At 69.7% G+C, this 11,249-nt stretch carries 11 protein-coding genes; 4 read left to right on the forward strand and 7 right to left on the reverse strand.

Annotated elements, in window-relative coordinates:
* Positions 1–190: 190 nt before the first annotated feature.
* The 5 genes from AB0I19_RS05935 to AB0I19_RS05955 form a co-directional block, all read right to left on the reverse strand.
* Positions 191–1,774: an amidohydrolase gene (locus AB0I19_RS05935; protein ID WP_357145003.1), complete on the reverse strand. Its 1,584-nt coding sequence runs from the start codon at positions 1,772–1,774 to the stop codon at positions 191–193.
* Positions 1,775–1,804: 30 nt separating this feature from the next.
* Positions 1,805–2,008, reverse strand: coding sequence for a hypothetical protein (locus AB0I19_RS05940; protein ID WP_067492208.1), 204 nt, complete (start codon positions 2,006–2,008; stop codon positions 1,805–1,807).
* Between the two features lie 42 nt (positions 2,009–2,050).
* Entirely contained in the window at positions 2,051–2,542 is a 492-nt protein-coding gene (locus tag AB0I19_RS05945; protein WP_067492207.1) for an FxsA family protein, read from the reverse strand.
* A gap of 73 nt (positions 2,543–2,615) precedes the next feature.
* Positions 2,616–3,275: a response regulator transcription factor gene (locus AB0I19_RS05950; protein WP_067635505.1), complete on the reverse strand. Its 660-nt coding sequence runs from the start codon at positions 3,273–3,275 to the stop codon at positions 2,616–2,618.
* Between the two features lie 22 nt (positions 3,276–3,297).
* Positions 3,298–4,464: a histidine kinase gene (locus tag AB0I19_RS05955; RefSeq protein ID WP_357145007.1), complete on the reverse strand. Its 1,167-nt coding sequence runs from the start codon at positions 4,462–4,464 to the stop codon at positions 3,298–3,300.
* Positions 4,465–4,520: 56 nt separating this feature from the next.
* Between AB0I19_RS05955 and AB0I19_RS05960 the strand changes: the two genes are divergently transcribed.
* Positions 4,521–5,288, forward strand: coding sequence for a TSUP family transporter (locus AB0I19_RS05960; RefSeq protein WP_357145010.1), 768 nt, complete (start codon positions 4,521–4,523; stop codon positions 5,286–5,288).
* On the opposite strand, the gene AB0I19_RS05965 is transcribed toward AB0I19_RS05960, so the two are convergent.
* Positions 5,285–5,929, reverse strand: a complete 645-nt coding sequence (locus AB0I19_RS05965) for a TetR family transcriptional regulator (protein ID WP_303745828.1) — start codon at positions 5,927–5,929, stop codon at positions 5,285–5,287. The two genes, AB0I19_RS05960 and AB0I19_RS05965, sit on opposite strands and share 4 nt — an antisense overlap.
* Positions 5,930–6,062: 133 nt before the next feature.
* Here AB0I19_RS05965 and AB0I19_RS05970 point away from each other — a divergent pair, with 133 nt between their 5' ends.
* Both AB0I19_RS05970 and AB0I19_RS05975 read left to right on the forward strand, forming a co-directional pair.
* The gene (locus tag AB0I19_RS05970) at positions 6,063–7,592 is read left to right on the forward strand and encodes a TldD/PmbA family protein (RefSeq protein WP_357145013.1); all 1,530 of its coding nucleotides are present in this window, start codon (positions 6,063–6,065) and stop codon (positions 7,590–7,592) included.
* Positions 7,593–7,600: 8 nt separating this feature from the next.
* A complete protein-coding gene (locus tag AB0I19_RS05975; RefSeq protein ID WP_357145151.1) occupies positions 7,601–8,980 on the forward strand; it encodes a TldD/PmbA family protein in 1,380 nt (459 codons plus the stop codon).
* Positions 8,981–9,047: 67 nt separating this feature from the next.
* Here the strand turns inward: AB0I19_RS05975 and AB0I19_RS05980 are convergent, their stop codons facing one another.
* Positions 9,048–10,205 (reverse strand): erythromycin esterase family protein, encoded by a 1,158-nt coding sequence (locus AB0I19_RS05980; protein WP_357145016.1) that lies wholly within the window; start codon positions 10,203–10,205, stop codon positions 9,048–9,050.
* A gap of 80 nt (positions 10,206–10,285) precedes the next feature.
* Between AB0I19_RS05980 and AB0I19_RS05985 the strand changes: the two genes are divergently transcribed.
* A complete protein-coding gene (locus AB0I19_RS05985; RefSeq protein ID WP_357145019.1) occupies positions 10,286–10,993 on the forward strand; it encodes a MerR family transcriptional regulator in 708 nt (235 codons plus the stop codon).
* Positions 10,994–11,249 lie beyond the last annotated feature (256 nt).

Here is an 11,249-nt window from a genome sequence, read left to right on the forward strand (position 1 = left end):
CCGTCGACCTTCCCGGCTCAGCGGAGCGACCGTCGACGGCGCCCACTTCCGGTGTGGAAGGACTCTCGTGCTCCTTGTCACCGGGATAGGCAGGTCCCTCGGCCGATCCCGATGGCTCGGTAGGTAGGGGCCGGTCGCCGGTGGCGGGGTCGATCATGGTGTCGCGCTCCGTGATTCGTGGCTGGTCGGCTCAGGCCGCGTAGATGGTCGTGCCGTTGTGCACGGTGCGCAGGCAGGTCGGCAGGGGCGCGTCCGGGTCGAGGGCCGGCAGGCCGGGGACGCGCGAGCGCGGGTCGGTCGACCAGCGCTGGACCGTGTCGGCAGCGGCGGCGACGACGAGATCGCCCGCGTCCCAGATCGCGTACGACGCGGGGGCACCGGGGACGAGGGTGCCCGCCATCCCGTCGCGGACACCGCCCGCGCGCCAGGCGCCACGGGTGGCGGCGGCGAAGGCGGCGCGCGGTGAGAGTCCGTGCCCGGAGGTGCGGTGGTGCACCGCGGCACGGATCTGCTCCCAGGGATTCAGGGTCGTCACGGGAGCGTCGGAGCCGATGGCCAGTGAGATCCCGGCGGCCGCCATCGCGGCGAACGGATTGAGCCCGGCGGCGCGCTCGGCGCCGAGGCGGGTGGCGTACATGCCGTCGGTTCCGCCCCAGGCGGCGTCGAAGCCCGGTTGCACCGACAGGATCACTCCGAGCCGGGCGAGCTGTTCGATCGCGGCGGCGTCGGTCATCTCGGCGTGCTCGACCCGGTGCCCGCGCGCGGCGACGGCAGGGCCGCCGAGTTCGCTTGCGACCCGGGCGAATCCGTCGACCACGAGGTCCATGGCAGCGTCGCCGATGGCGTGGAACCCGGCCTGGATCCCGGCTTCGGTGCAGGCGCGCAGGTGGTCGGTGACGGCATCGGCGTCGAGGAAGTTCTTCCCGCAGCCGGCGGCGTCGGCGTACGGTTCGCGCAGCAGCGCGGTGTGTGAGCCGAGCGACCCGTCGACGAACAGGTCCCCGCCGAGTCCGTGCACGCCGAGTTCGGCGAGCAGCGTGCGCGCCTCGTCCGCGCCGCGCACGGCCTGGCCCCAGTAGGCGCGCACCTGCACGCCGTGGTCGAAGGCGAGCAGTTCGCGCACGTCGTCGCGGCTGGAGATGTCGGGTCCGGCGCATTCGTGCACGGCCGCGATGCCGTGCGCGGCGGCGCTGTCGAGGGCGGCGGTGCGGGCCGAATCCCGTTGGGCGCGAGACAGTCCGGCCAGGGCGACGGCACGTACCCGGTGGTGGGCGTCGGCGCGCAGCGGTTCGCCACGGTCGCCGGACTCACCGGCGGCATCGAGCAGCGCCGAGGACGCGACCGCCGAGTGCGCGTCGATGCGCGCGAGGTAGACCAGCCTGCCCGGCCCCGCGGCCTCGTCGAGTTCGGCGACCGTCGGCGGCCGCTGCTCGGGCCAGGTGGTGTCGTCCCAGCCGTCGCCGATCATCACCCCGTCGGGCTGGCGCGCGGCGTGTGCGCGCACCGCGTCGAGGAGGTCGGCCAGCGAGTGCGCGCCGCGCAGATCCAGCCCGGTGAGCCGCAGTCCGAGGGCGGTGACGTGGACGTGCGGGTCGACGAACGCGGGCGCGACGAACGCGCCGTCGAGGTCGATGATCTCCGCGTCGGGATGCATGGCACGCCCGGGCGCCTCGGCGCCGAGCCACACCACGGTGCCGTCGGTGACCGCCATCGCGGTCGCGTCCGGGGAGCTGGAACTGTAGAAACGACCGCCGATCAGCAACTGGGTACTCACGGTGCCCCAGTCTGCCGTATCGGCGGATCGTCAGGTCGGCAGGGACAGTACGGCGCACACGTCGGCGTCGCCGAGTCCCGCCGGTGTGTGTCCGCCCGCTCGGGCGGCGATCAGTTCCAACCGCCACGCGGCGGTGGTGAAGTCCGACATCGACTGTCCGGCAGCGGTACTCGCTCGGCGTACCGCGTCGGCCAGTTCTTCGCTCACCGTGACGGTGATCTGCTCGGTGGCCATGCGGGTCACTGTAGACCGTCGACCGGTGCGAGTGTCAGCGGTTCAGGCGGAACCGAGCGCACGCGGACCACGAGTGTGTCCGTCGTCATACCACTGGCCGACGACATCGCCGTCGACCACGTCGCCGCCGGCATCGACGACCACGCCACGGTAGGGCGCGGGCGCGAACGAGGGCAGCGGGCCGAAGCGCCTGGTACCGAGCTTCTCGAGCACCGGCCGCAGCAGCGCGCGGGTGGGCGGGAACAGGGCGAGCAATCCGAGCACGCCGGTGACGAGGCCCGGCACGAACAGCAGCACCGATCCCGTCGCGACGAGCAGTCCGTCGGCGACCGCGCTCTCCGCGCTCACCTCACCGCGCGAGGCCCGGCGGAACCGGTCGAACACCCGTCGCCCCTGCTTGGCGAGCAAGGCCAGTCCCACGCCGGAGACCGCGACGAGCACCAGCAGCGCCCAGCCGACGCCGATCACCTGGGCGAGGCCGACGAGGGCGGCGATCTCGACGACGAGGTAGAGCACGAACAGCAGGGCGGTCATGGTGATCCTTTCGGACGATCTACCCGTTCAACGCACGAGCCCGCGTTTTTTCTCCCGGCCCGTGGCGGATCACTCAACCGCCGGGCCGCACCAGCCCGGTCTCGTACGCCAGCACCACCGCCTGTACCCGGTCGCGCAGCCCGAGTTTGGTGAGCACCCGGCCCACATGTGTCTTCACGGTGGCTTCGGACAGGAACAGTGCGGCGGCGATCTCGGCGTTGCTCTGCCCGGCGGCGATCTGCTCGAGCACCTCGCGTTCGCGGACGGTGAGCACGTCGAGCACCGAGGGGTCGCGCAGCCCGGCCGGGTCGTCGGCGACGAGGCGGTCGAGCAGGCGTTTGGTCACTTTGGGTGACACCACGGCGTCACCGGCGGCGACGCTGCGGATCGCCGAGACGAGATCTTCCGGCGGGGTGTCCTTGAGTAGGAATCCGCTCGCCCCCGCGCGTAGCGCGCCGAGGGCGTGTTCGTCGAGGTCGAAGGTGGTCATCACGAGCACGCGCACGCCGTCACCGGTGGCGACGATGCGGCCGGTGGCGGTGACGCCGTCGACCACCGGCATGCGCACGTCCATCAGCACGACGTCGGGGCGCAGCTCCCCGGCGCGGCGCACGGCTTCCTCGCCATTGGCCGCTTCGCCGACGACCTCGATGTCGGGGTGGGCGCCGAGGACCATTTTCAGACCCATCCGCATGAGTTCCTGATCGTCCACCACGAGCACACTGATCGGCATTCCCTCACCCTAGCGGGGTGATTCAGTCGGTTTCGGCGCGCAGCGGGAGGCGGGCGCTCACCTGCCAGCGCCCGTCGGGCAGTTTGCCCGCGTGCAGGGTGCCGCCGAGCACCGCGACGCGTTCGCGCATGCCCACCAGGCCCATACCGCCACCGTGAATCGCGCTCTCCCGCACGGGGATTCCGCCGCTGTCGGTGATCTCCACCAGGATCTCCTCGGTGCCGCGCTGCACCCGCACCACGGCCTTGGCGCTCACACCGGCGTGCCGGAGGGTGTTGGTGAGCGACTCCTGCACGATGCGGTGCACGCCGAGGCTCACCTCGGGCGCGATGTCGTCGAGTTCGCCGGTGAGCTCGAGGTCGACGGCCAGGCCCGCCTCACGCATCATCTGCGCCAGTTGCGCGATGCCCGCGCTGCCGTGCTGGGGTAGCAGTTCGGGTGCGTGTTCGGTGCGCAACAGGGCGACGGTGCGGCGCAGTTCGCGCAGGGCGTCGCGGCCGGTGCCCGCGATCGTCGACAGTGCGCGTTCGGCGGCGTCCGGGTCGGTGCGCAGGGCATATTTCGCGCCGTCGGCCTGCACGATGATGACGCTCACCGCGTGCGCGACCACGTCGTGGAGTTCGCGGGCGATGCGGGTGCGTTCGGCGGCGACGGCCTCGTGGGCGCGGCGTTCCTTGTCGTAGTCGGCGACGGCCAGCCGCGCGGCGACCTCGGCGTCGTAGGCGTGCCGGGCGCCGTTGAACTCCGCCAGCGTCCAGCACAGCGCGTAGATGGCGCCGACCAGGATCAGGTCGCCGCCCTTGGGCTCGCGCACCAGCAGCACCGACAGACCCAAATCGAGGGCGAGGAAGCCCACGTAGATCAGCCCGTCACGGCGTCCGACGTAGGCGACCAGCGTGTAGAGCATCACGCCGAGCCCGATCAGCGCCACGTGCGGTGCGGTGCTCTCGTTCAGCAGGTAGGCGGTGAACGTGCACAGCAGCGACAGCACGAGCAGGGTCGCCGCCATCGCTCGCGGGTACAGGCGGCGCAGTGCCACCGGCATCGGCAGCAGCACCGACAGCACGAGGTAGACGACCTTGTTCCTGGCCTCGCCCACGCCGAGAACGTCGAAGCACAGCAGCATCACCGCGAGGAGGGAGTCGGCGACGATGGGTCGTCCACGAAGCCACAGACTGAACCGGCGCACCGGCCAAGCCTAGGCGCCCGCTGGCTTTCCGGCCGTGATCTTGATTGCCTTGACGCGTGCAACTCGGAGACTGGACGGTGCTACTGGTGGCCGCGGCGGCGGCGGGCTGGGTCGACGCGGTGGTCGGCGGCGGCGGGCTGATCATCCTGCCCACCCTGTTGCTGGTCGCCCCCGGCATCGCACCGCAGACCGCGCTCGGCACGAACAAGATGGCCGCGCTGGCGGGAACGGCCACGGCGGTACTGACCTTCGCGCGCAAGGTACCGATGCAGTGGAAGGCGCTGGTGCCCGGTGGCGTGATCGCCGCGATCACCGCCGCGTGCGGTGCGGCGGCCGTGTCGCTCATCGACCGGGAACTGTTCATCCCGATGGTGATGGTCGTGCTCGTCGGCGTGGCGATCTTCGTGACGTTGCGACCGAAGGTCGGGTTGACGATGGCGACGCACCCGCCGACGCGACGCAAGGTGATCCTGGTCGTCGCGCTCGCCTCGGGCCTGATCGGCCTCTACGACGGCTTGCTCGGTCCCGGCACCGGAACCTTCCTGATCATCACCTTCGCCACCCTGCTCGGCACCGAGTTCGTGCGCGCCGCGGCGATGGCGAAGGTCGTCAATTGTGGTTCGAACGTGGGTGCGCTGCTGTATCTCGGTGCCACCGGGCACGTGCTGTGGGGGCTCGGCGCGGGCATGGCGGTGGCGAATATCGCCGGTGCCGTTGTGGGTTCGCGGATGGCGCTGGCCAAGGGCGCGGGCTTCGTCCGGGTGGTGCTGCTGGTCGTCGTCGTGGTGATGGTGGTGCGGCTGGGCTGGCAGCAGTTCGCCTAGCGCACCGCGTCGGGCTGGGCGGCCAGCCACGGTTGCAGGACCCGCGAGGTGGTCTCGTGGATCTTGCGGTGCAGGCGTTCGCCGTCGTCGATGCTGTGCTGCGGTTGCTGGAACAGCACCGTCAACGCGCCCGAGACCGCGCCGACCACGGCGCCGACCAGGGCGGCCGCGCCGACCTCGTCGAGTTCGTGGGGAAACGCCAGGTGCAGTTGCCTGGCGATCTCGCGCTGGGCGACGAGCTGGGCATGCGCGGCGCGACCGCTCACCGACGGAACGGTGCGCGACACGCGGGCGCGCAGGGCGGCGATGCGGGCGCCCAGATCGTCGACGAGGTGTTCGCCGGGATTGTCGCCCGCGGCGCGCAGGGCACGCAGCAACACCTCCACGGGTCGCTCCCCCGGCCTGCGGGTGGCGATGGCCGCGACCGCCGCGCGCACGCGGTCGTCGGGTTCGGGGAAGAGCAGTTCTTCCTTGCTGGCGAAGTAGTTGAAGAAGGTCCGGGTGCCGACCTCGGCCGCGGCCGCGATTTCGGCGACGGTGGTCTCCTCATAGCCTGCTGCCTCGAACAATTCGACGGCGGCCAGCAGAATCGCACGACGGGTTCGTTCCCTTTTTCGATCGCGGAGGGCAGATGGCGGCACGGCGGGCACCCTACGGCATCCGCGGGTTCCCCGGCGGGAGGATCGGGGCCCGCGCGTCACGGTTGTCGCTGCCACGGCCCGGTTTTCACGCGGGCGTGGGCACGTGTCGGTGGGAGCCGCTAGCGTAGGCGCGGTGAGTACCACGACTTCACACGAGGTGGACGAAGAGTTCCGCGCGCTCGGGCTCGCCGCGCTGGCCGAGGCCGCGTTGTCGGCGGCCCGCGCGGCGGGCGCCGAACATGCCGATCTGCGGGTGCAGCGGTTGGTGACCCAGTCGATCCGGTTGCGCGACGGCCGGGTCGAGGCGGTCACCGATGCCACCGAACTCGGGTTGGCGGTGCGTGTGATCGTCGATGGCACCTGGGGTTTCGCGTCCCACGCCGCCCTCACCCCCGACACCGCCACCGAGGTGGCGCGTCGCGCGGTGACCGTCGCGCGAGCGCTGCGTTCGCTGAACCGGGAGCGGGTGGAGCTGGCCGACGAACCGGTCTACGACGACGTGTCCTGGGTGTCGGCCTACGATCTCGATCCGTTCGCGGTGCCGACGGCCGACAAAGTGGCGCTGCTGCAGGACTATTCGGGGCGGTTGTCCTCGGCCGACGGTGTCGACCACGTCACCGCCTCGGTCTTGCAGGTCAAGGAACAGACCTTCTATGCCGACACCGCGGGATCGTCGATCACCCAGCAGCGGGTGCGGTTGCATCCAGAGCTCGAGGCGGTGACCGTCGATGCCGCGTCCGGGGTGTTCGAGACCATGCGCACCCTCGCCGCGCCGGCGGGTCGCGGGTGGGAGTACGTCACCGGTGCCGACGGAACCTGGGACTGGGCAGACGAACTCGCGCGGATCCCCGGCTGGCTGGCCGAGAAGGTGAAGGCCCCTTCGGTCGAGGCCGGGCCGACCGATCTGGTGATCGACCCGACCAACCTGTGGCTCACCATCCACGAATCCATCGGGCACGCCACCGAGTACGACCGGGCGATCGGCTACGAATCCGCCTATGCGGGTACATCGTTCGCCACTCCCGACAAGCTCGGCACCCTGCGCTACGGCACCCCGATCATGCACGTCACCGGTGACCGCACGCAGGTGAACGGGCTGGCCACCGTCGGCTACGACGACGAAGGTGTGGCGGGCCAGCGGTGGGATCTGGTGCGCGACGGTGTCCTCGTCGGCTATCAACTCGACCGCGTGTTCGCCCCGCGCCTCGGCCTGGACCGCTCCAACGGCTGCTCCTACGCCGATTCGCCGCACCATGTGCCGATCCAGCGGATGGCCAATGTGTCGCTGCAGCCGGATCCCGACAACGACACGAGCACTGCCGAGCTGATCTCGCGGGTCGAGGACGGTCTCTACGTCGTGGGCGACAAATCCTGGTCGATCGATATGCAGCGCTACAACTTCCAGTTCACCGGACAGCGGTTCTTCCGGATCCGCAACGGGGAGTTGGCCGGTCAGGTGCGTGATGTCGCCTATCAGGCCACGACAACCGATTTCTGGGGGTCGATGGAGGCGGTCGGCGGGCCGAGCACATGGCAGCTGGGTGGGGCGTTCAATTGCGGTAAGGCTCAACCGGGTCAGGTGGCGGCGGTGAGTCATGGTTGCCCGTCGGTGCTGGTGCGCGGGGTCAATATTCTCAACACCCGGACGGAGGGCGGCCAGTGAGCGCGAGTGTGTTCCCGGCGGGCGCGGTGGTCGAGCGGGCGCTTGCCGCGTCGACGGCCGACGAGGCGATCGTGCTCGTCACCGACGCGCACGAGGCGTCGCTGCGGTGGGCCGGTAATTCGATGACCACCAACGGTTCGTCGGTGTCGCGGTCGTGGGCGGTGATCTCGATCTTCCGCGACGGACCGAACTCGGCTCGCGTGGGCTCGATCGCGTCGACCAGCGTCGATCCGGCCGACATCGCGGCCGTGGTGCGGGCCGGTGAGGAGGCCGCGCGCACGGCCGAACCGGCCCAGGACGCCATGCCGCTGCTCGAGCCGACCGAGGACGATTCGGACACCTGGGAGCAGGCGCCGGGCAGCACCGGGATCGACGTGTTCGCCGGGCTGGCCCACGATCTGTCGGCCGGGTTCGACGGCGCCGACCGGCTCTACGGTTTCGCCCACCACCAGGTGCACACCACCTGGCTCGGCACCTCGACGGGCATCCGCCGCCGGTTCACCCAGCCGACCGGGTCGGTCGAAATCAATGGAAAGCGCGGGGAGGGCAGCGATCTCGCCAGCGCCTGGGTCGGCGTCGGGACACCCGATTTCGTCGATGTGGACACACCCGGGCTGCTGTCGGAGCTCTCGCGGCGGCTCGACTGGGCCGCCCGCCGGGTCGACCTGCCCGCGGGCCGCTACGAAACCCTGTTGCCGCCCTCGGCGGTCGCGGATCTGATGATCTACATGGCGTGGAGCATGGAGGGTCGCGGCGCCCAGGAAGGGCACAATGCGTTCGCCCGGGCGGGCGGCACGCGTGTCGGTGAGCGACTCACCGACCTCCCGCTCACCCTGTACTCCGACCCGAAGGCGAGCGGCCTGGAGTACCGGCCGTTCGTGGCGACCCCCTCGTCGTCGGAGTCGCTGTCGGTGTTCGACAACGGTCTGTCCGCGCGGCGCGTCGACTGGATCTCCGACGGCACCATCGAATCGCTGATCTACCCGCGCGCCGCCGCCGCCGAATTCGGCACCACCGCAACGGTTCCCGGCGAGAACCTACTGCTCACCGGCGGCAGCGACGCCACCCTGGACGACATGATCGCCCGCACCGAACGCGGCCTGCTGCTGACCTGCCTGTGGTACATCCGCGAGGTCGATCCGGCCACCCTGCTGCTCACCGGCCTCACCCGCGACGGCGTGTACCTCGTCGAAGACGGAAAAGTCACCGGCGCGGTGAACAACTTCCGCTTCAACGAGAGTCCTCTCGACCTGTTGCGGCGGGTCTCGGAGGCAGGCGCGACCGAGATCACCCTTCCTCGCGAATGGAAGGACTGGTTCAGCCGAACGGCTATGCCGCCCTTGCGGATTCCGGACTTCCACATGTCGTCGGTGAGCCAGGCGACGTGAGTTTCGCAGGGGCGGCGTGCACGTCTGCACCGCCGCCCCGGGACTCGTCATCGCGACTGGACCGGGCCTAGCCCCAATTGGCGAGACTGGTGGCGCTTCCCTCGGGCAGGTGCAGGATCACGTCTGCTCCCTTGATCGTGTCGGGGTCCAGGGGAAAGTAGCCCTGCTCAGGTCTTGTATCGGTGCGGATTTCGGCAGTGTCGAGGGTGCCGGCGGCCACCAGTCCCCAAGTGGACGTGGACTTCTGGAGGATGCCCTCGTAGGTACCGGGGTCGGGCTCGCCGAGTTCCAGGCCGGTGCTGCGGCCCAGGCTGCCGAGGACCGCCTGGTAGCGCTCCCCCATCAGGGCCGCGACGATCGCGCCGGCTCCCGACCAGGTGAGGTTCATCGGGCCCATTCGCATGATGCTCGAGGTGCGGCGCAGGTGGAGGTTGTGGGCGCACACCAGGGTCGGGCCGCGTGAACTCTCGACGGTGCGGATGTCGAGCAGATTCTCGGCCATGAGGGCGTCGCGGGTGGCGGACAGGGCCGACCAGCGATCGTCGTCGGCGTGAGGGTCGGCGGCGCGGGCGTGGTAGCGCAGCACGCCGAGTCCGGTGGTGAGATGGATTGCTGCCCTGCGCCATTCGTCGAGTGAGGTTGTGGCGATTCGTTCCGGTGCCCGGGTACGGAGGCGGACGAGCAGGTCGTCGGCGATGACGCGCAGGCGCGCGGCATCGGTGCCGGCGCCGACCGAGATCGTCCGGTCCATGATCGCCTCGGTGCGGTTCCACCGGTCGTCCTCGCCTGCCAGCTCGCGGATGCCGAGGTCGAGTTGCATGTAGTCGCAGGCATATTCGAGGTAAGGGCGCGGACTCGGGGCGTACATGGTTTCCATCGCGCCGTCGAAACCGTGGATGCTCACGCGGTCCGCGGGTGCCAGTTCGGCATTGTGGGCGCGCAGCCAGGTCACCAGTTGCCGGTTGGCGTCGAAGGCGCCGAAGCCGTGGGTGAAGCCGGTGCGCATCACCTCGTCGAGGGTGCCGACACCGTGGCGGACATAGTCGTCGATGGTGAGTGCGGCTGTGCGGCAGGTTTCCAAGGCGATGGAGCGGAACCCGCGGTCGACCAGGTCGGCGAACAGGTTGTTGCGCAGGGCTGCGAAGCCCGGCTCCTTGTGGGTGGGTTCGCCGAAGGCGAGGAGCTCGCAGGTGGAAGGGATGAAATCCCAGATCTTCTGACTCATGTGGGTACATCGTATCGTTGAAGAAACGGTGTAAACTTCGCCCTTCTGTACAGGGTAGATGCCGGGTAAAGTCTCAAATCGTGAGGCACCTGCGACCGACGGACCTGGCCCGTGAGCACGGCATTTCCACCCAGGCGGTGCGCAACTACGAGCAGGACGGGTGTCTTCCGCCCGCCGACCGCACCCCCACCGGATACCGGGTCTACACCGATCTCCACGTCGTCGCCTTGCGTACCTACCTCACCCTGATTCCGGCCTTCGGGCATGCCGTCGCGAGTCGCGTGATGCGTGCGCTGCACGATGATGATCTCGACGCTGCTCTCACCGAGGTCGACCGTGCTCATGCCCGTCTACTGGAAGATCGCGAGACTCTGACCGATATCCGCCGCGCGGTCGACCACCTGGCGAACGAATCACCCTCTCCCACACCGAATTCCGAGACCGCGTACACCATCGGTGAACTAGCCGCCCACCTGCGGCTTACCCCGGCCACTCTCCGGGCTTGGGAAGCGGCGGGCATTCTCTCCCCTGTGCGCGATTCCGGCACCGGTTACCGGCTCTACACGTCCACCGACCGCCGTGACGCTCACCTGACGACGATCCTCCGTCGTGGTGGTTACCGTCTTGATCACATCGCGGCCGTTATCGCTCAGATTCGTGCCGCGGGGAGTACCGAGGCGCTTACTGCTGCTCTGACCGCATGGCAGGCGAAACTGACCGAGCAGGGTCTTGCGATGCTGGATGCGGGGGCGGTGCTTCGTGGTTATGTAGCCGAGCTCCGCGCGTAAGTGTTTCTTCTGGAACTGCATTTGCGTGTGGCAAACCGGTGGGCGGCGGTATCGGGCGAAGCTTTTCACGTACCGCAGGCCGGTCCTACGGACGGCTCGAGTGATGCCACCTGCCGCACTTTCGGGCGGGCGGAACCACTGCGGTGTTTTGTGCACCACAAAGGTATTGGGCTGTATTTTTGGAGCGCTGGCGCGCTCGAGCGCGGCCCCTGGAGGGCCGCGCGAACAGCGCTCGAGACTCGCGCTTCGCGCATGC

Source organism: Nocardia sp. NPDC050413, assembly GCF_040655475.1.
Lineage (GTDB): Bacteria > Actinomycetota > Actinomycetes > Mycobacteriales > Mycobacteriaceae > Nocardia > Nocardia coubleae.